20 protein-coding genes and 1 tRNA gene are annotated in these 22602 nt (G+C 68.8%); 12 read left to right on the top strand and 9 right to left on the bottom strand.

Annotated features, from left to right (window positions below; genetic code table 11):
• The 7 genes from G582_RS18685 to G582_RS0114620 all read right to left on the bottom strand — a co-directional run.
• A partial coding sequence (locus G582_RS18685) for a helix-turn-helix domain-containing protein (RefSeq protein WP_156880593.1) occupies positions 1-174 on the bottom strand: 174 nt, incomplete at its 3' end.
• A 127-nt stretch (positions 175-301) separates the two neighbouring features.
• A complete protein-coding gene (locus tag G582_RS0114645; protein WP_028840451.1) occupies positions 302-796 on the bottom strand; it encodes a hypothetical protein in 495 nt (164 codons plus the stop codon).
• A 38-nt stretch (positions 797-834) separates the two neighbouring features.
• A complete protein-coding gene (locus G582_RS0114640) occupies positions 835-1137 on the bottom strand; it encodes a LysM peptidoglycan-binding domain-containing protein (protein ID WP_028840450.1) in 303 nt (100 codons plus the stop codon).
• 83 nt (positions 1138-1220) lie between these two features.
• Positions 1221-2042, bottom strand: a complete 822-nt coding sequence (queF, locus tag G582_RS0114635; RefSeq protein WP_038054501.1) for an NADPH-dependent 7-cyano-7-deazaguanine reductase QueF — start codon at positions 2040-2042, stop codon at positions 1221-1223.
• Positions 2039-3142 carry a cell division protein ZapE gene (gene zapE, locus G582_RS0114630; protein WP_028840449.1) on the bottom strand — a complete coding sequence of 368 codons (1104 nt, stop codon included), beginning with the start codon at positions 3140-3142 and terminating at the stop codon, positions 2039-2041. The genes queF and zapE overlap by 4 nt, the downstream gene beginning before the upstream one ends.
• Positions 3139-3813, bottom strand: coding sequence for an alpha/beta hydrolase (locus G582_RS16990; RefSeq protein WP_051247362.1), 675 nt, complete (start codon positions 3811-3813; stop codon positions 3139-3141). Before G582_RS16990 ends, zapE begins: the two co-directional genes overlap by 4 nt.
• Before the next feature lie 100 nt (positions 3814-3913).
• Positions 3914-4435: a c-type cytochrome gene (locus tag G582_RS0114620; RefSeq protein ID WP_028840448.1), complete on the bottom strand. Its 522-nt coding sequence runs from the start codon at positions 4433-4435 to the stop codon at positions 3914-3916.
• A gap of 287 nt (positions 4436-4722) precedes the next feature.
• Here G582_RS0114620 and G582_RS18600 point away from each other — a divergent pair, with 287 nt between their 5' ends.
• From G582_RS18600 to ubiA, 7 genes are all read left to right on the top strand, one after another.
• Positions 4723-10035, top strand: a complete 5313-nt coding sequence (locus tag G582_RS18600; protein WP_028840447.1) for an autotransporter outer membrane beta-barrel domain-containing protein — start codon at positions 4723-4725, stop codon at positions 10033-10035.
• The gene (locus G582_RS16985) at positions 10032-11303 is read left to right on the top strand and encodes a TIGR03032 family protein (protein ID WP_248642834.1); all 1272 of its coding nucleotides are present in this window, start codon (positions 10032-10034) and stop codon (positions 11301-11303) included. The genes G582_RS18600 and G582_RS16985 overlap by 4 nt, the downstream gene beginning before the upstream one ends.
• Positions 11304-11362: 59 nt before the next feature.
• Positions 11363-11740 carry an EF-hand domain-containing protein gene (locus G582_RS17335; RefSeq protein WP_156880583.1) on the top strand — a complete coding sequence of 126 codons (378 nt, stop codon included), beginning with the start codon at positions 11363-11365 and terminating at the stop codon, positions 11738-11740.
• The gene (locus tag G582_RS0114600; RefSeq protein WP_028840446.1) at positions 11737-12276 is read left to right on the top strand and encodes a hypothetical protein; all 540 of its coding nucleotides are present in this window, start codon (positions 11737-11739) and stop codon (positions 12274-12276) included. The genes G582_RS17335 and G582_RS0114600 overlap by 4 nt, the downstream gene beginning before the upstream one ends.
• Before the next feature lie 62 nt (positions 12277-12338).
• Positions 12339-13991 carry a M4 family metallopeptidase gene (locus G582_RS0114595; protein ID WP_038054498.1) on the top strand — a complete coding sequence of 551 codons (1653 nt, stop codon included), beginning with the start codon at positions 12339-12341 and terminating at the stop codon, positions 13989-13991.
• Positions 13992-14113: 122 nt separating this feature from the next.
• Positions 14114-14190 (top strand) — tRNA-Arg (locus tag G582_RS0114590).
• A 98-nt stretch (positions 14191-14288) separates the two neighbouring features.
• Positions 14289-15212, top strand: a complete 924-nt coding sequence (ubiA, locus tag G582_RS0114585; RefSeq protein ID WP_028840444.1) for a 4-hydroxybenzoate octaprenyltransferase — start codon at positions 14289-14291, stop codon at positions 15210-15212.
• A gap of 17 nt (positions 15213-15229) precedes the next feature.
• On the opposite strand, the gene G582_RS0114580 is transcribed toward ubiA, so the two are convergent.
• The gene (locus G582_RS0114580) at positions 15230-15955 is read right to left on the bottom strand and encodes a ComF family protein (protein WP_028840443.1); all 726 of its coding nucleotides are present in this window, start codon (positions 15953-15955) and stop codon (positions 15230-15232) included.
• 49 nt (positions 15956-16004) lie between these two features.
• On the opposite strand from G582_RS0114580, the gene bioB reads away from it, so the two are divergent.
• Together bioB and bioF are read left to right on the top strand one after the other, a co-directional pair.
• Positions 16005-17039, top strand: coding sequence for a biotin synthase BioB (gene bioB / locus G582_RS0114575; RefSeq protein WP_028840442.1), 1035 nt, complete (start codon positions 16005-16007; stop codon positions 17037-17039).
• A 1-nt stretch (position 17040) separates the two neighbouring features.
• Complete coding sequence (gene bioF / locus G582_RS0114570) at positions 17041-18261, top strand: 8-amino-7-oxononanoate synthase (RefSeq protein WP_028840441.1); 1221 nt, start codon at positions 17041-17043, stop codon at positions 18259-18261.
• 39 nt (positions 18262-18300) lie between these two features.
• Here the strand turns inward: bioF and G582_RS0114565 are convergent, their stop codons facing one another.
• Entirely contained in the window at positions 18301-19773 is a 1473-nt protein-coding gene (locus G582_RS0114565) for an NAD-dependent succinate-semialdehyde dehydrogenase (RefSeq protein WP_038054495.1), read from the bottom strand.
• Positions 19774-19890: 117 nt separating this feature from the next.
• Between G582_RS0114565 and bioH the strand changes: the two genes are divergently transcribed.
• Genes bioH through G582_RS0114550 form a run of 3 tightly spaced genes read left to right on the top strand, consistent with a single transcriptional unit; the run spans position 19891 to position 22567 of the window.
• A complete protein-coding gene (gene bioH / locus G582_RS0114560) occupies positions 19891-20658 on the top strand; it encodes a pimeloyl-ACP methyl ester esterase BioH (RefSeq protein ID WP_028840439.1) in 768 nt (255 codons plus the stop codon).
• Positions 20655-21578, top strand: a complete 924-nt coding sequence (gene bioC, locus G582_RS0114555) for a malonyl-ACP O-methyltransferase BioC (protein ID WP_028840438.1) — start codon at positions 20655-20657, stop codon at positions 21576-21578. The genes bioH and bioC overlap by 4 nt, the downstream gene beginning before the upstream one ends.
• Positions 21575-22567, top strand: a complete 993-nt coding sequence (locus tag G582_RS0114550) for a multidrug resistance efflux transporter family protein (protein ID WP_038054492.1) — start codon at positions 21575-21577, stop codon at positions 22565-22567. Before bioC ends, G582_RS0114550 begins: the two co-directional genes overlap by 4 nt.
• Positions 22568-22602 lie beyond the last annotated feature (35 nt).

The raw sequence follows: 22602 nt of genomic DNA, 5'->3' as shown, positions 1-22602 counted from the left end.
GGTTCGCTGCCGCATAGGCAGCTCAGAAATCGGAGGCGCGTGGCTTCGCGCTGGAGATGATGTTCGCGAGCGTCCCAGGCGCAGCGCAATTGAGCGCAGACTGCTGCCGTTCTGACGTTCGAGCATGATGACAGCGCGTTCTTCGGCGCTCAGGTGGTGATAGGTTCTGGACATGGCAACGCCCCGATATGGGGGTGTTGCACTTGGAAGTTGGGACTAAGGTAGTCTCGATTCGCTTCGCTGCTGCAAAGCCATATCCATAAGCTGAGGATGCGGCGAAGCCGCATCCTCAGCTTGAAACCTACTTCACCTCGAACTCGCGGGTCTGCACCACGTTGCCGTCCAGCGAGATCTCCACCTTGTACTTGCCGGTCGGCCAGCCGCTGGGCTTGCTGATCTGGAAGTCGGTGACGCCGTCGCCGGTGAAGGTGACGTCCTTGCTCTCTTCGTTGATGGTCTGGTTGCTGTCCACGTGGGTCCACTTCGCGCCCAGCTTGGCCGGCACCGAGGCCATCGGGTCGGAGGTGGCGGTGGCGACCGCGGCGTGGATGGTGTCCTTCGGGCTGAAGGTGGTCATCGGCGCGGTGACGCGCATGTCGGCGCCCACCGCGTTGCCGAGGTCGACGCTGGTGACCGAAGCAGTGGCCGGCATCGGTGCGGGCGGTTCCGCCATCGGTGCGGGTTCGCTGGCCACCGGCGGCGGCGCCGGTTCTTCCTTCTTCTTGCAGCCGACCAGTGCCACGCTGCCCAGCAGGACGGCGAGCACGCTCATGTGCAGGCGATTGCGCTTGTTCATATCGGATTTCCTCGTCGTTCGTCGAAAGGGGGCTGTACTCAGTCTTCCCGCGCGGGGATCTTCAGCACCTGGCCGGGCTGGATGCGGTCCGGGTCCGAGAGCTGGTCGCGGTTGGCGTCGAAGATGCGCTTCCAGTCCTGCTTGCCGTAGAAGTGCTTGGCGATCTTCGAGAGGTTGTCGCCCCTCTCCACGGTGTAGGTCTGCTCACCGGCGGCGGCGCCGGCGATGGTTTCGGTCGACGTTACCTTCGACTGGACATCGGAGAAGTCGGGCTTGACCTGCTCCGTACTCTGCACGGCGCTTTGCACGTCGGAGAAGTCGGGTTTCTTCTCGTTGCTCATGGGAACTCCTTGCCCGGTATTCGGACAAGGGCAACGCTTGCACGCGACCTGTTAAGAAAACATCGCGGCGCGTTCAGGCAGCCCTATTGCCGTTCGGTGCGGACGGCTGCGGGCGCGGCGATGCCGGGCGTGGCGCGCCAGGGATTGATGTCGAGGCCGCCGCGGCGGGTGTAGCGGGCTTCCACCGACAGCTGCTGCGGCGCGCAGCGTGCCAGCAGGTCGACGAAGATCTGCTCCACGCACTGTTCGTGGAAACCGGCGTGGTCACGGAAGCTGACCAGGTAGCGCAACAGGCCGGCGCGGTCGAGGCGCGGGCCGCGGTAGGCGATGGTGACGTCGGCCCAGTCGGGCTGGCCGGTGACCGGGCAGTTGGACTTCAGCAGCGCGCTGTGCAGCGTCTCCTCGAGGATGTTGCCGGCATCCGCCAGCAGCAGCGAGGCGTCGGGTGGGCCGTAGCTGTCGATGGCGATATCGAGGCCGTCGATGTTTTCGGCATCCGCGGCGATCGCCAGCGCGGGCAGGCCGAAGGCCATCGTCACCGGCGCGCCCGCGGCCTGCGACAGGTCCGCCTCGATGCGCGCGCGTACCGCCTCGGCATCGTCGAAGCGGCTGGCGTTGAAGGAGTTCAGGTAGAGCTTGAGCGACTTGGATTCCACCAGGCGGGGCGAATCCGCCGGTACCTGCAGGGTGGCGGTGGCGACCTGCGGCTTGCCGCGCGGATCCAGCCACGACAGCTCGAACGCCTGCCAGCGGTCGAGGCCGATGAACGGCAGCGCGCCCGCGGCGATGCCCAGCTGGGCACGCGCCGGCGCGCGCGGGATCGGGTACAGCAGGCCGGCGTCGTACTGCGCGGGATACGCGGTCTCGCGGCCGAGCGGCGAATTGGCGGTGGTGTTGGCGTTCATTCGCAGCGGTGCTCGTGGGCAAGGTAGTCGGCGGACTGCATTTCGATCAGCCGCGAGGTGGTGCGTTCGAACGCGGCGGCCAGGCGTTCGCCCGAATACAGCGCCATCGGCGCGGCGTCGGCGGTGCACACCAGGTTGACGTGGCGGTCGTACAGCTCATCCACAAGGTGCACGAAGCGGCGTGCGGCGTCGTCGCGCAGCGCGTCGAAATGCGGGATGCCGCCGATGAGGACGGTGTGGAATTCGCGCGCGATCTCGATGTAATCGGCATTGCCGCGCGGGCCCTCGCACAGCGCGGCGAAGTCGAACCAGCACAGCCCCTTGCTGCGCGCGCGCACCGGGATGCGGCGGCCATCGATGACGATGCCGGCGTCGCGGTGGCCATCGTCGCCGCCCAGCTCGTGCCAGCGCCGCTGCAGCCAGGCATCGCCGTCGGCGTCCAGCGGGGCGCGGTACACCGGCGACTGGGTCAGCGCGCGCAACCGGTAGTCTGTGTCGCTGACCAGCTCCACCACTTCGCAATGGCGCTGCAGCAGGGCGATCGCGGGCAGGAAGCGCGCGCGCTGCAGGCCGTCCTTGTACAGCGCCGCGGGCGCGGCGTTGGAGGTGGTGACCAGCACCACGCCCTCGGCGAACAGGCGCTCCAGCAGCCGCGCCAGCAACATGGCGTCGCCGATGTCGGAGACGAAGAATTCGTCCAGCACCAGCACCCGCAGTTCGCGCCGCCATTCGCGCGCGATCGCGGCCATCGGATCGCGCTGGCCGGCATGCGCGCGCAAACGCTCGTGCACCTCGCGCATGAAGCGGTGGAAATGGGTGCGGCGCTTCTCGCGGATCGGCAGGCCGGCGTAGAACAGGTCGATCAGGAAGGTCTTGCCGCGGCCAACCCCGCCCCACAGGTACAGCCCGTGTACTGGCGGCGCCTCCGCCGGGCCGCCAAGCAGCCGCTGCAGCAGGCCGCGCGCGGGTGCTGGCCGCAGCAGTTCGGCATGGACGCGGTCGAGCGCGCGCAGCGCCGCCTGCTGGGCCGGATCGGCAAGCCAGTCGCCGCGCGCCACGCCCTCGGCATAGCGCTGCGAAGGAAGCGACGCTTCGCTCATGCCGCGGGAGGCAGCGGCAGCCAGCCGCGGATGCCGTTTTTCACCGCGCCGCGCAGGTCCATCAGCTTGCGATGGAAGAAGTGGCTGGTGTCGGGCATCTCCACCAGCTCGGGCGGCGAAGGCAGCGAGGTCATCCAGTCGCGCACGGCGGTGGCATCGACGATCTCGTCGGCATCGCCCTGGATCACCAGCCACGGCATGGTCGGCAGGGCGATGTCCGTGAACTCCCAGCTGCGGCCCACCGGCGGGGCGATGCTGATCAGCGCGGCCGCGCCAAGTTCCACGGCGCCGCGCAGCGACACCCAGGCGCCGAAGCTGAAGCCGGCCAGCCAGAGGGCCTTGTCCGGATGCCGCGCGCGTGCCCAAGCCACCACCGCGCGCAGGTCGTCGAGCTCGCCGTCGCCATGGTCGAACCTGCCCTCGGAGCCGCCCACGCCGCGGAAATTGAAACGCAGGGTGGCGATGCCGGATTCGCGCAGTGCTCGCGCAGCCATCGTCACCACCTTGTTGTGCATGGTGCCGCCCTCGGTGGGCAGCGGATGGCAGACGATGGCCAGCACCGGCTGCGGCGTGGCTTCGGCCACGTCGTACGCGGCCTCGATCCGGCCCGCGGGGCCGTCGATGACCAGCGCCGCATCGGCACCCGCAGGCTTGGCTGTCGTCTCGTTCATGCCTGCCATGATGCCGCAGCCAGCGTGAAACCGCCGGCCGGCCCGCCACAAACGCGAACGCCGCCCGCAGGCGGCGTCCGGGCTGCGCGCACTGCGCGGCTTACTTGCTCTGCGCCACCATCCACTCGACCACGGCCTTCATCTGGTCGTCGGTCAGGGCCGGGTTGCCGCCCTTGGCCGGCATCACCCCGGCGGTGCCGGTGAAACCTTCGGTGGCCTTCTTGATCAGCATTTCCACGCCCTGCTCGGCCGCGCGCGCGCCGATGCCGGCAGCGTCAAGCTTCGGGGCGCCGCCCACGCCGGCGGTGTGGCAGCCGGTGCAGGGGCCGTTGTTGAAGATCTCGGCGCCGTCGGTGCGGCCGTCAAACGGCACGTTGGCGGTCTGTGCAGCGGAAGCCGCTGCAGCTGCAGCTGCCTGCGCCGCGGCGCCAGTGGCGCCGGCGTAGACCGCGCCCACGGGGGCGATGCGATCTTGCAGGCTCTGCTTGGCCACCGCGCTTTCGGGGTATTCGACCTTGCCGTTGAGATGGCGGGCAAACAGGATCAGGCCCAGCGCCAGCAACACCAGGAAGGCGATCACCATCGAGAAACGCTTGAGGAAAGCCAGGTCGTGAGTCCGCATGTTGTTCCCGCGCAGTCGTGGCCAAGTTCGGCCGCCAAGCGCCGGATTATTCCAGAACCGGCGCTGCGGCGCGAGGTTTGGGGGGCAGAGGTCAGCTTTTGTCCGCCCGCGGCCGGGCGTGAAGACAATCACGCTATTGACACCGGCAATCGGCAGCGGCGATAAATGAACGCTGGACAAACGCCGGGGAGGGTGGCTTGTTCGTTCCTGTTTTTCCTTTCCCGGCCCAACGGCGGAACCCTCTGGTTCCGCGTCACCAACTTTGATTTCTGGCTTCGGGAGATGGCATGAGCGACATTCGGATCGTCGGCAAGTCTGGCAAAAGCATGCGCAAGTCGCGCGCGGTCAAGCTGGCCCCCATGGCGCGTGCAGTGCGTTCGGCGTTGGCCGCTTCCGCGATGACGTTTGTCCTCGGGGTGTCCGGGGGCGCGATGGCAGCCGTTCCGCACGCCACCATCACGCAGGCGCAGCCGGCCGGCCGCACCGCGATCGACTTCGCGCCGGTGTTCGACCTGACCGTGGTTGCCGCGGGCCCGGTGGCGCTGGCCATCGATGTGACCGATCCAGGTGACATCGTGATCGACAACGCCGACCCGATCACCGAAATCGACCCCACTGGCGCCACCGCCATCCGCGGCTACAGCGATGACGGCCACGTCGATATCGTCAACGCCGCCACCGGCATCCTTCAGGCCGGCGCGCTGTATGGCGACGCGATCGGCATCTATGGCTACAGCGCCACCGGCGACGTTTCGATCGACAACGCCGCCGACATCACCGCGGTGTCCGCTTATGGCTTGGCCGATGGCATTTTCGCCTCCGGCGCCAATGTCGACGTCGGCAATAGTGGCGCGATCATTGCTGCGGGTTACAGCTGGGCAGCCGGCATCGAAGCGCAGGGCGCCAGCAGCGCGGCGATCGAGAACAGTGGCGACGTGTACGCGGCGGCGATGGGCCCCGGCGGAAAGGCCTTCGGCCTGTATGGCACCAGCGGCGGCGACCTGGCCATCGACAACAGTGGCTCATTGGAAGCGCAGGGCTATTACGCCACCGGCATCGAAGCCAGCGCCAGCGGCGACCTCGCGGTGAACAACAGCGGCAGCATCACGGCGGGCTACGCCACCGCCGGCGGTAGCTTCTACAGCGCGCTGGCCACCGGCATCAACGCCACCAGCAACGGCGAGGGTGCGGCGGTGGTCGTGTCGAGCACCGGCGACATTGCGGCGACCGGCTTCTACGGCGCCAGCGGCATCGCCGCGACCGCCAGCGGCCAAGGTGGCACCGTCAGCATCCACAACGGCGGCGATGTTCAGGTCCTGCAGGGCAACAAGTACGGTTACGGCGCCTACGGCATCGTTGCCTCAGGCGACGGCGATGCCATGGTCGACAATGGCGGCGCGGTCATCGCCTACTCCGCAGGCCTGGCAACTGGCGTCGCGGCATTGTCATTCGCCGGCGACGCCAGCGTGGTCAATAGCGGCACCATCGAAAGCATCAGCACGGCCATGGCCGACTACGGTGCCACCGGCATCCTCGCGTTTGGCGCCAATGGCACGGCCACGGTGCAGAACAGCGGTTCGGTCAGTGCCCTGTCTGCCGGCCTCCAGAATGCCCAGGCCCGGGCGGTAGACGCCCAGGCTTTGGGCGACGTCATGGTGGCCAACAGCGGCTCGCTGTATGCGAATGGCGAGAAGTACGCCTTCGGCGTCTACGCCAGCTCCGGAGTTGGCGACCTAACGGTTGGCAACGCCGCCGATGGCGACATCGGCTTCTATTCGTACGCCGGCCGGGGTTGGGGCGTGTTCGGCGTGGCCACCCAAGGCGACGTCGCCATCGACAACGCGGGCAGCATTTCCGGTTACGCCTATGGCCAGTCGGCAGGTGTGTTCGCCCTCGCCAGCCAGGGCAATGCCAGCGTGGCTAACAGTGGCCTCATCGACGTGGCCAGCTATTCGGGCACGGCCGTCGGCGTGTTCGCGCGCGCCGATTACGGCGTCGCCACAGGACAGAACGACAGTAGCCTGGACGCTAAGTCCGAGTACGGCACCGCCTTCGGCATATTGGTTCGCGGTGACCACGCCGAGGCCGGCAACAGCGGCGACATCAATGCCAGCGGTTTCTACGCAGCCACCGGCATCGCCGCCAGTTCGTATTACGGCACGTCGGTTAGCAACGCAGGCGGCAGCATTTTCGCCACAGCGACGGGAGAAGGCACGGGCATCGACGCGCAGTCGCTCTACGGCGACGTCACCGTGGATAGCGCCAGCAGGATCGTGGCGGTGGGAATGGTGCTCGGCGCGCGCGGAATCCAGGCGCTCAGCGGCGAGGCGGATGTCGAGGTCGTCAACAGCGGTGAGATCTACGCGGGTTCGATGTACGGCGACGCGATCGGCATCTATGGCTACAGCGTGAGCGGCGACGTGGCCATCGACAACGCCGGCGACATCACGGCGGTGTCCTACTACGGTCTCGCTGACGGCATCTTCGCCTCCGGTGCCAATGTCGATGTGGGCAATAGCGGCGCGATCATCGCGGCGGGCTACAGCTGGGCCGCCGGCATCGAGGCGCAGGGTGCGGGCGCTGCCGTGGTGCAGAACAGCGGCGACGTCTATGCGGTGGCAATTGGTCCGGGCGGTCGCGCGTTCGGCCTGTACGGCACCGGCGGTGACAGCCTCACCATCGACAACAGCGGCGGCCTGGAAGCGCAGGGCTATTACGCGACCGGTATCGAAGCCACCGCCTTCGGCGACATCGCGGTGGACAGCAGCGGCAGCATCATCGCCGGCTACGCCAACGCGGACGGCGACTTCTACAGCGCGCTGGCAACCGGCATCAACGCCAACAGCAACGGCGAAGGCGCGGCGGTCGAGATCAGCAATGGCGGTGACATCGTCGCCACCGGGTTCTACGGCGCCAACGGTATCTCCGCGACGTCCAGCGGCCAGGGCGGCACCGTCAACGTGGGCAACGACGGCAACATCGAGGTGCTGCAAGGCACCAAGTACGGCTACGGCGCCTACGGCATCTTCGCTTCCGGTGACGGCGATACCAGCATTGCCAACGACGGCACCGTCAGCGCCTACTCGGCCGGCGCGGCGACCGGCGTTGCCGCCCTGTCGTTTGCGGGCGACGCCCACGTGGTCAACGGCGGCGATATTGAGGCCACCAGCACGGCCACGGCGTATTACGGCGCCACCGGCATCCTGGCGTTCGGCGCCAACGGTTCCGCGAGCGTGCAAAACAGCGGGTCGGTCAGTGCCTCCGCGGCCGGGATTCTTTACTCCGAAGCCCGAGCGGTGGATGCGCAGGCGCTGGGCGACGTGGCCGTGATCAACGGCGGCTCGCTGTATGCGAATGGCGAGAAGTACGCGTTCGGCGTCTATGCCAGCTCCGGCAGTGGTGACCTGGCGATCAGCAATACCGCCAGCGGCGAGATCGGCTTCTATTCGTACGGCGGTCGCGGCTGGGGCGTGTTCGGCGTAGCCACGCAGGGCGATGTGGCGATCGGCAATGCCGGCGACATCTCCGGCTACGCCTATGGCCAATCGGCCGGCGTGTTCGCCGTCGCCAACCAGGGCGATGCCAAGGTCAGCAGCAGTGGCGACATCACGGTGGCAAGCGGGAGCGACGTGGCGGTGGGCGCATTTGCGCGCGCCGACAACGGCACCGCCAGCGTGACCAACAGCGGCGACATCGAGGCAACGAGCGCCTACGCCGCCTATGGCGTGATGGTGCGCGGCAAGAACGCAGTGGTCACCAACAGCGGCAGCATTTCCGCGGAAGGCTACCTGGCATCCGTCGGCGTGTTCGCCAGCGGCAGCACCAGCACCACCGTCAACAACAGCGGCTCGATCCACGCCAGTGCCGGCGGCCTCAACGTCGGCGTGTTGTTTGCCGATGTCGCAGGCAATGTGCTGAACAACACCGGTGCAGGCGTCATCTCCGCCAGCGGCGATGAGGGCTATGCCTTCGCGGTGGCGGGCGGCAGCGCGGGCGACACCATCAACAACGGCGCGCGCATCCTCGGTGCGGTGTCGATGTATGGCGGCGCCGACGTGTTCAACAACAAGGCTGGCGGCGTGTGGGACATCGGCAGCAGCATCAGCACCGATTTTGGCGACGGCGACGACGCCATCAATAATCTGGCCGGCGGCACCATCCGTCTTGCTGGCGGTGCGCTATCGCTGGGCGGTGGCGTCGCGGGCAATACGTTCACCAACGCCGGCACCATCCGCGTGCTGGGTGACGGCAACCTGATCGACATGGGCATGGCGGGGGCTGCAGCGAATCCGCCGCCGCTGATGAACAACGGCGTCATCGACTTCGTCGACGGCAGCACCGATGACGTGCTGTATATCGGCGGCCACCTGGGCGGCACCGGTGCGATCAACCTTGACCTTGACCTGGCCAATCTCGCCAGCGACCAGCTCTACGTCGGCGGCAACATGGCGGCTGGTGCCGCGCAGACCGTCAACGTCCGCATCACCGAGATGCCCACCACCGCCAGCACCGTAGCAGTGGAATTCGCGCATGTCGCCGGCACCTCCGCCGCGGGTGCGTTCGTGGGCGGCGAGGTGCTGGGTTACGCCGAGTCCAACTTCCTGGATATCGGCGCCCGCACCAGCCGGCTTGCCGGCGCTGGCGGCAGCGCCAGCTTCCTGGTGGCGCTGGACGTGCTGGGCATGAACGACACCGGCGCGCTGGCCGCGACCACCGCGACCGCTGCGGCGAGCTTCCTCAACAGCCAAGTCGGCACCTTCCGCCAGCGGCTGGGCGCAAACCCCTACGGCGATGCCGACAAGGTGATGAACGCCTTCGTCCGCTTCTACTCCAGCGAGGGTGACCTGAACCCGGCACACCACGCGGGCAACTTCGGCCAGGCCGGCAGCTTCGGCTTCGCCCAGACCAACTGGGGCCGCGAAGTGGGCGTCAACGCCAACCTGCCCGGCAACTTGCACGCCGGCATCGTGCTGGGCAGTGCCGACAGCCGCCAGCGCCTGAACGATGGCGTCGGCGAGAGCCGCATGGAAGGCAGCACGGTGGGCGCCTATGCCACCTGGTACGCGCCGGGCGGCTTCTACATCGACCTGAGTGGTCGCTGGATGGCTTCGGATATCCGCTCGACGACCGCGGCCGGCGTCATGCCCGGCCGCGTCCACGCCCAGGCCACCAGCCTGGAAGCGGGCTATGAGTGGGCGTTCGGCAGCTTCAACCTGGTGCCGCAGGCGCAGTACACGCGCACCAAGGTCGACGGTCTGGATGCGCTGTACGGCGAGATGGCCAGCTTCCAGTCGCATGGCGGCACCTTCGAGCAAGGGCGCCTGGGCGTCGAGTTCAACCGCAGCTTCGACGCGGCCGGCATGCGCTGGACGCCGTACGGTTCGATCAGTGCGATCCGCGAGTTTGACGGCAAGACCAGCTACACGGTCGCCGACAACTTCTTCGGCAGCACCAGCACCGAAGGCACCAGCACGATGGCGGAGCTGGGCCTGGGCGTGCAGAAGGGCCGCTTCGGCTTCGGGCTGGGCTTGAACTGGACCGATGGGGGCGCGTACAAGAGCATGATCGGCGGCCAGGCCAACGCCCGCTTCTCCTGGTGATCCACAGCGCCGGCCCGGCTGAGCCCGGGCCGGCCATCGCACAGCAGTCTGGACAACACGTGGTCAACGACAACAAGCAGAACGCAACCGATATCCAAGCCAATCGGGATGGACCCGAACTGGACGTGGGACTGGACGCAGTGGCGCCCGCCGCCGCCCCGCAGGCGGGCGCAGCCACCAACGCCGCGGCTGGCGCGCCGCGCGACATCACCAAACTGAAAGTCGAGAAAAGCTGCTCGCGCGGCCTGGCCGGCTGGCTGGCGCAACATCGTCTGTCGCTGGCCATCACTTCCTACCAGACCGGCCGCATCTACCTGGTCGGCAGCGACCAGCAGGGCCGTGTCTCGTTCTTCGAGCGCATTTTCGAGCGCGCGATGGGCGTGGTCGGCAATGCCCAGCGCATCTATCTGGGCGGGCTGTACCAGCTGTGGCGGTTCGAGAACGTGTTGCGCCCGAACGAGGTCATCCACGGCCAGTTCGACAAGTGCTATGTGCCGCGCAACGCGCAGACCATCGGCGACCTCGACATCCACGAGCTGGGTATCCGCAAGGACGGCCGGGTGGTGTTCGTCAACACCAAGTATTCCTGCCTGGCCGAGCTCAGCCCCACCCACAGCTTCAAGGCGATCTGGAAACCGAAGTTCATCAGCAAGCTGGCGCCGGAGGACCGTTGCCATCTCAATGGGCTGGCGATGGTGGACGGTGAGCCGAAGTACGTCACCGCGGTCTGCAAGAGCGACAGCGTGGACGGTTGGCGCGAGCGCCGCCGCGATGGCGGCGTGGTGATCGACGTGCAGACCGACGAGATCGTCTGCGAAGGGCTGTCGATGCCGCATTCGCCGCGCTGGCACAACGGCCGGCTGTGGCTGCTCAACGCCGGCACCGGCCAGCTGGGCTGGGTGGATTTCGACAACAAAGCGTTCGTGCCGCACGCCTTCGTGCCGGGTTTCGCGCGCGGCCTGTCGATCATCGGCAACGTCGCCGCGGTGGGCCTGTCGAAGCCGCGCAATCAGCGTTTCGAGGGCTTGCAGCTGGATGACGAATTGAAGCAGCGCGATGCCGAGCCGTGGTGCGGGGTGCAGATCATCTCGCTGGCCAACGGCGACGTGCTCAATTGGATCCGCTTCGACGGCGACATCAGCGAAATCTTCGACATCAGCTTCCTGCCCAACGTGAAGCACCCGATGATGATCGGCCTGCGCACGGCCGAGATCCGCGACCTCATCACTTTTGAGTCCGGCATTCCGGGCGCGGACCAGCCGTCGTGACGCGCGGGATTGTCGCTGGGTGCCTGGGTACGCTGCTGCTGGCTGGCGTGGGCCCGACCATGGCGCAGGCCGCCTCCGTCGCGTCCCCGAAGGCCGTCGCGGACCCGGCAGCGGAGGCCTTCCGGGCCTGGGACCGGAGCGGCGACGGCCAGCTGTCGCTGGTCGAGTTCCGCGCCGGGTGGCAGCGCGCGCAGGCACTGGCCAAAACGCAGGCGGGCTTGCAGCGGCAGTTCGCTGCGATCGACTCGAACCGGGACGGCGGGTTGGACGCCGCCGAATACGCCAACCTGGTCCTGGTGAAAAATGCCGGTCGAGCGGCGCCGCCTTTGGCGCGGTTCGATGTGGACGGTAATGGCAAACTGGCTTTCGCCGAGTACGTGAAGCTGGTCGAGGCACTGGCTCCGCGGCCGGCATCCGGCAAGGACGCACCGCGGTGAGCGTGGCCTTCGTTCCGGTGTGGAGGCAGGTCACGCCTGCGCTCGCGCAGGAGCTGGCTGCCTTCTGGCGGGAACACAAGGCGATCGGCAACCTGGCGGAAGCGGAACTGCGCGCCCAACAGGCGGTTTGCGTCGCCCGCGACGAAAATGGCGCGCTGTGCGGCGTTGGCACCGCAGTGGTGAAAGTACTGCCGCGGCTGCGCCAGCCGACCTATTACTACCGCCAGTTCTTTGCCCGCTCGCTGCGTGGCCGGCAGCAGGAGCTGGCGTTCTTCCAGCGCTGCAAGCAATTGCTGCAGGCCTACAACCGCGAACTGCCACGGCGGGAGAGCCTGGGCATTTTGCTTGAGATCGAGAACGCCAAGATCGCGGCTGCCTACCGGCGCGCGGTCGAGCCCGGCTTCGACGCCGTGTTCATCGGATACTCGCCGAAAGGATTGCCGTTGCGGGTGTCCTACTTCGACGATGCCCGCCTGCTGACTCCGGCCCCGATCCAGATCCGGCAAGCAGGGCGAGCGGTAACAGTGTCAAGTTGACGGGGTTTCCAACAATCATTCCCGACGCACCAGTCGGGTTGCACACCAGGGAGAACGCACCAATGAAAGTCCAAGCAAGTCTGCTGTGTCTCGCCATCGCCACTGCGCTCGCCACCGCGCAGGCGGCAGCACCGACCAACAAGCAGTCGCCCGAACAAGCAGCGGCCGCCCTGCGCGCCGCCGTGGTGGCGCGCGCCAACGTGCTGGTGAAGAACAACCCCGGTGCGGTGCATCGCGCCAACGCCGATGTGTTCTCCGTCAGCGACGTGGTGGTCGACGCCGATGGCGCGGAACACGTTCGCTACGCGCGCACGTTCGATGGCCTGCCGATGATCGGTGGCGATTTCGTGGTGCATTCGCGCGAGGCCAAACTGGGCGGGTTCAGCCAGATGCTGAAGTCCAGCGCGCGGCCTGGCCTGGCGGCCCGTATCGGCGCCGACGAGGCGATCGTGGAAGCTGGTGCGGTGTTCCCGGTGAAGTTCACCGAAGCGCCGACCGCGCGCAAGGTCGTCTACGCGCGCAACAGCGCGCCCGTGCTGGCGCATGAAGTCGTGTTCCATGGCTTCAAGGCCGATCAGACCCCGACCGAAATGCACTATGTCGTTGATGCGACCAGCGGCAAGATCATCGACCGCTGGGACGGCATCCACACCGCGAAGCCGGGCCCGGGCGGCAGCGGCTGCACCACCCCCACCGCGGCCATCGGCACCGGCAAGAGCTTCATGGCCGGCGACGTCGTCCTGGGTACCAGCAAGTGCGGCACCAGCTACCAGATGGTCGACCTGACCCGCGGTGGCGGCGCCACCCACAACATGGCGATGAAGACCTCCGGCATGGGTACGGTATTCACCGGCAGCGCCAACGCCTGGGGCAACAACCTGCTCAGCAACTCGCAGACCGTTGCCGCCGATGCCCACTACGGCGTTGCCACCACCTGGGACTACTTCAAGAACGTGCACGGCCGCAACGGCATCGCCAACGACGGCAAGGGTGCGGTCAGTCGCGTCCACTACGGCCGCAACTACCAGAATGCGTTCTGGAGCGATTCCTGCTTCTGCATGACCTTCGGTGACGGCGACAATGGCGCGTCCATCTATCCGCTGGTGGCGATCGACGTGGCCGGGCACGAGATGTCGCACGGCGTGACCAGCCGTTCCGCCAATCTGGTGTACAGCAAGGAGTCGGGCGGCCTGAACGAGGCGACCTCCGACATCTTCGGCACCATGGTCGAGTACTACGCCAACAACAGCAGCGACCCGGCCGATTACGTGGTGGGTGAAGAGCTGTTCCCCAACAACGCCAGCATGCGCAACGCGATCCGCTGGATGTTCAAGCCGAGCCTGGACGGCGCTTCGCCGGACTGCTACAGCTCGACCCTGGGCAACCTCGACGTGCACTACAGCTCGGGCGTGGCCAACCACTTCTACTACCTGCTGGCGGAAGGCGCGGTGGTGCCCAGCGGGTTCGGCGCCGGCACCTGGGCCAACCTGACCCCGGCCTCGCTGGTCTGCAACGGCAACACCTCGCTGGCCGGGATCGGCCGCGACGCCGCCGGCAAGATCTGGTACCGCGCGCTGACGGTGTACATGACCTCCAGCACCAACTACGCCGCTGCGCGCACCGCCAGCATCAACGCGTCGACCGACCTGTTCGGCGCCACCTCCGCCCAGACCAATGCGGTCAAGGCGGCGTGGAGCGCGGTCAGCGTCAACTGAGTCACCCGCAATATCGCCACACGGACGGCCCGCGCAAGCGGGCCGTTCCGTTTCCGGGGCAGCCAAAATGCGCGTGAACCATGCGAGAATGCCCGTCTCGTTGCCGCCACCGGCAGCGCAACGCGCCTGTAGCTCAGCCGGATAGAGTAGTGGCTTCCGAAGCCATTGGTCGGGGGTTCGAATCCCTCCAGGCGCGCCACCTTCATGGTGAAGGATCGTCGTGATCCTTCCGGTTCGGCGCCAGCGTTTCCCCTGGTTATTGCGCCCCGCGATCACATCGAACCCCGCGCATCCACGATGGCCCACTCTCCAGATTCTTCGCCGACTTCCGCCATCGCGCCGCGCTGGCGCCAGCGCCTGCGCCTGTACTGGAAACTGGTGCGCGCGGATCGGCCGATCGGCTGGATGCTGCTGCTGTGGCCGACCTGGTGGGGGCTGTGGATTGCCGCCGATGGGGTGCCGCCGCTGTGGCCGCTGCTGGTGTTCTCGCTGGGGGTGTGGCTGACCCGTTCGGCCGGCTGCGTGATCAACGACTACGCCGACCGCTGGCTGGACGGCAGCGTGGAGCGCACCAAACACCGGCCGCTGGCCACCGGTGAGGTGTCCGGGCGCGAGGCACTGGTCGTGTTCGCGGTGCTGATGCTGGTGGCGTTCGCGCTGGTGCTGACGTTGAACCGCCTGGCCATCTACATGAGCGTGGTCGGGGTGCTGCTGGCGGCCAGCTATCCGTACCTGAAGCGTTACACCTACCTGCCGCAGGTCTATCTGGGCATGGCGTTCGGCTGGGGTATCCCGATGGGATTTGCCGCGCTGACCGGGGCGGTGCCGCCGGTGGCGTGGGTGCTGTACGTGGCCAACATCTTCTGGGCCACTGCCTACGACACCTGGTATGCGATGGTCGATCGCGACGACGACATTCGGATGGGATCGAAGTCCACCGCGATCCTGTTCGGTGACATGGACCTCGCCGCCCAGGGCGTGCTGTACGCCTGCATGTTCTTCGCGCTGGCGCTGGTCGGCCGCGAGGCCGGGATGGGCGTCTGGTACTGGACAGGCATGGGCATGGCATTGGTGCTGGTGGCGTGGGAGTTCGGGCTGGCGCGCGGGCGCGAGCGCGCGGCCTGCTTCCGCGCCTTCCTGCACAACAACTGGGTGGGAATGGCGCTGTTTGCCGGCATCGCGCTGGATTTCGCCCTGCGCGCGAAGGTGGTTGCGGCCTGAGCAGCCGGCGCGGCGGGTCAAGCCACGCGCGCGCACACCCAGGCATCGATGCGCGCCACGCCCGCTGCGCGCAGGGCCCAGGCGGCGGCGTGCAGGGTGGCGCCGGTGGTCATCACGTCATCGATCAGCGCCACGTGCGCCGGCAATGTCGCCCGGGCGTCCACGCGGAACGCGCCGCGCAGGTTGCGTCCGCGCGCCTCCGCGTCCAGCCGCGACTGCGCCCGGGTGGCCTTGGCTCTCTGCAGCAGCCCGGCGTGCAGCGGCAGGTCCAGCGCCCTGGCCAGCGGTCGCGCTAGTTCCAGCGCCTGGTCGTAGCCGCGCTGGCGCAGCCGTTCGCGGTGCAGCGGCACTGGCACCAGCGCCTGCGGGCGCGGCAGGCCGGCGAAGCGCTCGGCCATGCACTGCGCCAGCACCCGCCCGGCGGCGAAATCGCGATGGAACTTCAGCCGCGGCAGCAGCCGGTCAAACGGGAACGCGTAGTCGAAGGCTGCATGCGCGGCCTCCAGTGGCGGCGGTCGCGCGAGGCAGGCCGGGCAGGTTGCGGCTTCGGGCATCGGCAGCGCGCAGCGCGGGCAAGCGTGGCGCGGGCGCGGCAGCGCGACGTGGCAGGCGGCGCACAGGTCGCGCCCCGGCAGGCCGGGATCGCCGCAGACCAGGCAGCGCGGCGGGAACAACCAGCACAGCGGCGCGCACCACTTTCCGTCAACTCTGACTTGCCTGATTTGGTTGACGGTGACGGGCATGCGTTCCAGACTGCGCGCCTTCGCGCCCTGCGTCAGTCGGAAAAACCCCATGCCCGAGGTCGTCGCTTTCCCCGTTCGCCATGACTGGAGCCGCAGTGAGGTGGAAGCGCTGTTCGCGCTGCCCTTCACCGAGTTGCTCTACCGCGCCGCCAGCGCCCACCGCCAGCACTTCGACCCGAGCGAGGTGCAGGTGTCCACGCTGCTGTCGGTGAAGACCGGCGGCTGCCCGGAGGACTGCAGTTACTGCCCGCAGGCGGCGCGCTACCACACCGGCGTCGACGCGACCAAGCTGATGGAGCCGGCCGAGGTGGTGGAGAAGGCGCGCCAGGCCAAGGCCGCCGGCGCTTCGCGCTTCTGCATGGGCGCGGCCTGGCGTTCGCCGAAGGACCGCGATATTCCGAAGGTCGCCGAGATGATCCGCGAGGTGAAGGCGCTGGGGCTGGAGACCTGCGCCACCCTCGGCATGCTCAGCGGCGGGCAGGCACAGGCGCTCAAGGACGCCGGGCTGGACTACTACAACCACAACATCGACACCGATCCCGAGTTCTACGGCGACGTGATCCACACCCGCCAGATGCAGGATCGCTTCGACACCCTCGCGCAGGTGCGCGATGCCGGCATGAAGACCTGCTGCGGCGGCATCGTCGGCATGGGCGAGTCGCGCCGCCAGCGCGCCGGCTTGCTGATGACGCTGGCCAACCTGCCGGCGCACCCGGATTCGGTGCCGATCAACCGGCTGGTGCAGGTGGAAGGCACGCCGCTGCACGGCACCGTCGAACTGGATCCGTTCGAATTTGTGCGCACGGTCGCGGTGGCCCGGATCATGATGCCGAAATCGATGGTCCGGCTGTCCGCGGGCCGTGAGACGATGTCCGACGAGCTGCAGGCGCTATGCTTCGGCGCAGGCGCGAATTCGATCTTCCACGGGGAGAAGCTGTTGACCACCGGCAATCCGGACACCGGGCGCGACAAGGCGCTGTTCGAACGCCTCGGCCTGCGGCCGATGCAGGTCGAAACCGCGTGCGACGACAGCATCGACGCCTGCACCGCCACGGTGCACGCTGGCATCACCGAAGCCGCCTGAGATGGCGCGCGATTCGCTGCCCGCCCGCATCGCCGCGCAGCGTGAGCGACGCGCCGCCGAGCAGCGGATCCGCGTTCGCCGCAGCGTGCTGCATCGCGACGGTGCGCGTTGCGAAGTGGCCGGCGCCGACGGCGTGCCGCGCTGGCTGCTGAACTTCTGCGGAAACGATTACCTGGGCCTGTCGCAGCAGTTCGCGGTGGCCGGCGCGCTGCAGGACATGGCCGCGCGCGAAGGCGTCGGCGGCGTCGCCTCGCACCTGGTCTGCGGCCACCATGCCGCCCACGAAGCGTTGGAACGCGAGGTCGCCGACTGGCTGGGCGTGCCGTCGGCGCTGCTGTTCGCCAATGGCTACATGGCCAATCTGGCGGTGCTGCAGGCGCTGCTAGGCAAGGGCGATGTCTGCGTGCAGGACCGGCTCAACCACGCCAGCCTGATCGACGGCGCGCAGCTGGCCGGCTGCGCCCTGCGCCGCTATCCGCATGCCGATCCCGAGGCCGCGCTGCGGCAGCTGCGCGGCTGGCCGGATGGCGCCGCGCTGTTGGCCACCGATGGCGTGTTCAGCATGGACGGCGACATCGCCCCGCTGAAGCAGCTGGCGCTGGTGGCGCGGGTGCAGCGCGCCACCCTGTACGTGGACGACGCCCACGGCGCTGGCGTGTTGGGCGAGGAAGGCCGCGGCAGTATCGATGACGCCGGGCTGGACAGCGCCGCGGTGCCGCTGCGGCTGGTCACTCTCGGCAAGGCGCTCGGCAGCTACGGTGCGGTGGTCGCCGGCGAAGCCGATCTGGTCCGCCACCTGGCCGAAACCGCGCGCCCGTACATCTACACCACCGCGCTGCCGCCGGCGCAGGCCGCGGCCTCGCTGGCGGCGGTCAAGCTGGCGCGGCGCGAACACTGGCGGCGCGAAAAACTCTCCGCGCTGGTGCAGCGCTTCCGCGCCGGTGCGCGCCGCCACGAACTGGAACTGCTGCCCTCGGAAACCCCGATCCAGCCGCTGCTGTGCGGGGCAGAAGCGGATGCGCTGGCGATGGCCGCGGCGCTGGAACGGCAGGGGTTCTGGGTGGCGGCGATCCGTCCGCCCACCGTACCGGAGGGCAGTGCGCGCCTGCGCATCACCCTGTCGGCCGCGCATACCGAAGCCGACGTCGACAAGTTACTGGACGCGCTGGCGCGCGCGCGCGACTACGCGCGGGCCGGCGTGTTCGCCGCTGCCGCCACCTGAGGCAGCGGTGCGGCGCGATCGCCTCGACGACGCTGCGCGCTACACGCCGCCGATGCAGACGTACTTCAGCTCGGTGTAGTCGTCGAGGCCGTACTTCGATCCTTCGCGGCCGACGCCGGACTGCTTCACCCCGCCGAACGGCGCCACCTCGGTGGAAATCAGCCCGGTGTTGATGCCCACCATGCCGGCCTGCAGCGCTTCCGACACCCGCCAGCTGCGGGCCAGGTCGCGGGTGTAGAAATACGCGGCCAGTCCGAACGGAGTGGCGTTGGCACGGCGCAGCACCTCGTCTTCGGTTTCGAAGCGCAGCAGCGGCGCCACCGGGCCGAAGGTTTCCTCGTGCGCCAGCAGCATGTTGTCGCCGGCGTCGAGCAGCACGGTGGGTTCGAAGAAGGTGCCGCCCAGCGCGTGGCGATGGCCACCGATGGCGATGCGCGCGCCCTTCGCCAGCGCATCGGCGATATGCGCTTCGACCTTGGCCAGCGCCTTGGCATCGATCAGCGGGCCTTGGTCGGTATCGCCCAGCAGGCCGTCACCCACCCGCAGCGCGCGTACCGCCGCCACGAGTTTTTCCGCGAACGCGCCATGGACCCCCGCCTGCACGAACAGTCGGTTGGCGCAGACGCAGGTCTGCCCGCTGTTGCGGAACTTGCTGGCGATGGCGCCGGCCACCGCGGCGTCGAGGTCGGCGTCGTCGAACACGATGAACGGCGCATTGCCGCCCAGTTCCAGCGACAGCCGCTTGAGCCCGCCCGCGCACTGCGCCATCAGCTGCTTGCCGACCGCGGTGGAGCCGGTGAAGCCGAGCTTGCGCACCTTCGGGTTGGCGGTCATCTCGGCACCGATGGCGGGCGCGTCGTCGCCGGTCACGATGTTCATCACGCCCGGCGGCAGCCCGGCGCGTTCGCCGATCACGCCCAGCGCCAGCGCCGAGAACGGCGTCTGCAGCGCCGGTTTGCAGACCACCGTGCAGCCCGCTGCGAGCGCCGGTCCCAGCTTGCGGCCCAGCATCGCCGAGGGGAAATTCCACGGCGTGATCGCGGCGACCACGCCTACCGGCTGGCGCAGGGTGAGGATGCGCTTGTCGGCGGCATGGCCGGGGACGGTGTCGCCGTCCATGCGCTTGGCCTGTTCGCCGAACCACTCGAAGTAGCTGGCCGAATACGCGATCTCGCCCAGCGCTTCCGCCAGCGGCTTGCCCTGTTCGGCGGTCATCAGCACGGCCAGGTCGTGCTGGTGCTGCATCATCAGGTCGTGCATCCGGCGCAGTACCTGCGCGCGCTGTTTCGCGGTGGTGGCGGCCCATGCCGGAAAGGCGGCGTGGGCGGCATCGACCGCCTGGCGGGTTTCCGCTGCGCCCATGTCCGGCACCGTGCCCAGCAGCGCCCCGCTGGCGGGATTGCGCACTTCGCAGCGGCCGCCGGCGTCCGAGTCGCGCCATTGCCCGGCTATCAGCGCCTGCTCGCGCCACAGCCCGGAATCGTCGAGGGATGGCTGGCGGCTGGCATGCATGGGCGGCTCCGGTGGCTGGGTGATCAGCCCACGATACGGCGGGCGGGATCGGCTTCGCGCGATAATGCGCGGTTCCGGAACCTGCCGCGCGCTGTTGGCGCGAGATCAATGAACAAGCTGCATGTGGAAATCGTGGGCAGCGGCCCGCCGCTGGTGCTGCTGCATGGCTGGGCCATGCACGGCGGCATCTTCGCGCCGCTGGTGGAGGCGCTGCGCGCGCACCGCACCCTGCACGTGGTGGACCTGCCCGGCCACGGCCACAGCCGCGATTGCGGGGTGCCGCTGGCGCTTGATGCCTGCGCGCAGGCGCTGCTGGAGACGTTGCCTGTGGCGCCGTGGTGCGGCTGGTCGCTGGGCGGGCTGGTCGCGCTGCGCGCGGCGTCGCTGCAGCCGTTGCGCGTGCCGGCGCTGGCGATGGTCTGCGCCACGCCCAAATTCGTGGTCGCCGACGACTGGCCGCAGGGCATGCCGGCCGAAGTCTTCCACGGCTTCGCCGACGGCCTGCGGCTGGACTGGCAGGCCACCATCGACCGCTTCATCGCGCTGGAGGCGTTCGGCTCCGACCGCATGCGTGAGGAGCTGCGGATGCTGCGCGACGAGGTGCTGGCGCATGGCGAACCGTCGCCACGGGTGCTCGCGGAGGGGCTGCAGGTGCTGGAAGACAGCGACCTGCGCGACGCCCTGCCGGCGCTGGCCGTGCCCAGCCTGTGGCTGGGCGGGCGCCGCGACCGGCTGGTCAATCCGGCGGCGATGCAAGCGTCCGCCGCGCTGGCGCCGAACGCGCGCTACGTTCAGATCGAGCATGCCGGCCACGCGCCGTTCCTGACCCATGCGGATGAGGTCGCGCAGGCGCTGCTTGGCTTCCTCGTGGAGGCGGGCGCATGAGTGCGCCGCTGTTCGACGCCAGGCAGGTGCGGCGCGCGTTCTCGCGTTCGGCCTCCGGCTATGACGCGGTGGCGCAGCTGCAACGTCTGGCCGAAGCGCGGCTGATGGAGTCGCTGGACTACCTCGACGATCCCGCGCTGGCGCGCCAGCCGCCGCAGCGCGTGCTCGACCTCGGCTGCGGCACCGGCCATGCCAGCGCGCTGCTGCAGCAGCGCTGGCCGAAGGCGGAGATCCTGTCGCTGGATCTTGCGCTGCCGATGCTGCGGCAAGCACGCGCCGCGGCCAAGCCGGCGTCGCGCTGGCTGCCCAACCCGTTCGCGCGCGCGCCAGTGCAGGTCTGCGCGGATGCGCGCCAGCTACCGCTGGCCGACGGCAGCGTGGACGTTGTGTTTTCCAACCTGTGCCTGCAATGGGTGGAGGACCTGGAATCGGTGCTCAACGGCTTCCGCCGCGTGCTCAAGCCGCAGGGCCTGCTGCTGTTCTCGACCTTTGGCCCGGAAACCCTGTGGGAGCTGCGCGGCGCGTTCGCGCAGGCCGACGCCGCGCCGCACGTCAGCCCGTTCGTGGACACCGCGGGGATCGGCGATGCGCTCATCAACGCCGGCTTCTTCCAGCCGGTGGTGGACCGCGACGAGGAAACCACCGTGTACCCGGACCTGCCGGCGCTGATGCACGAGCTGCGCGCGCTGGGTGCGACCAATGCGCTGGCCGGCCGCCGCGCCACCTTGACCGGGCGCGGGCGTTTTGCCGCCGCCGCCGCCGCGTATGAAGCGCACCGCTTCGATGCCGGCCTGCCGGCGACCTGGGAAATCATCAGCGCGATGGCGTGGGCGCCGGAGCCGGGCGCGCCGATCCGCGAAGGCGGTGCCGATCTGGTGGCGGTGCCGGTGGCGCGAATCCCGATCCGGCGTCGCGGATGAGCCCGTCGCGGCGGGCGCTGCCGGCGGTCGCGCTATCGCTGCTGTCGGCGCTGTTCTTCACCGCCACCTATGTGCTCAACCGCGCCGCGGCGCTGGAGGGTGGGCACTGGGCCTGGACGGCGGCGCTGCGTTACCTGTTCGTGCTGCCGCTGCTGCTGCCGTTGATGCCGTGGCAGGGCGGGGTGGCGCCGGTGTGGAGGGCGATCCGCGCCGCGCCCGGCGCGTGGTTGCTGTGGAGCGGGGTCGGCTTTTTCCTGTTCTACGCGCTGCTTTGCTACGCCGCCGCCAGCGGACCGTCGTGGCTGGTGGCCGGCACCTTCCAGGTGACCGCGCTGGCCGGCATGCTGTGCGCGCCGCTGCTGTACGACGATGCGCGCGCGCGCATCCCGCGCGCCGGCTTCGCGGTGGCTGCGCTGATCGTGGCCGGGGTGCTGCTGATGCAGCTGGGCCATGCGCAGGGCGCGCTGGACGCGGGCGGGTGGCTGGCGCTGGCCTGCGTGGGCGCCAGCGCGTTCGCCTATCCGTTGGGCAACCGCGGGCTGTTGCTGCATCTGGAAAAGCGCGGCATCGAACTCAATGCCACCCAGCGGGTGTTCGGCCTGACCCTGGCCAGCCAGCCGGCGTGGCTGGCGCTGTCGCTGTGGGCATGGACGCAGGCCGGGCCGCCGCCGGCGGCACAGCTTGGGCTGGCGTTCGGAGTGGCGCTGAGCGCCGGGGTGATCGCCACCATCCTGTTCTTCCAGGCCACTGGCATGGTCCGCGACAACGGCACCGCGCTGGGCGCGGTGGAGGCGATGCAGGCGGCCGAGGTGCTGATCGCGGCGCTGCTGGGCGCACTGTTCCTGGGCGAGGCCTGGCCACGCGGGCAGGCGCTGTTGGGGGCGTTGGTGGTGGTGGCGGGGATCGCGCTGTTCGCCTGGGTGGTGGCCCGCGATGCCGCCCGTGACCGCCGCGAAGTGCGCGCATTGCGCAGTGACCGCGGCGGTTGACGCGGTCTCCACAGGCAAGGGGTTAGGCTAGGGCG

Origin of the sequence: Thermomonas fusca DSM 15424, assembly GCF_000423885.1 — a bacterium.
Taxonomy (GTDB): Bacteria; Pseudomonadota; Gammaproteobacteria; order Xanthomonadales; family Xanthomonadaceae; genus Thermomonas; species Thermomonas fusca.
Note: the sequence above shows the minus strand (reverse complement) of the source record. Positions and strands in the feature narration are given on the sequence as shown.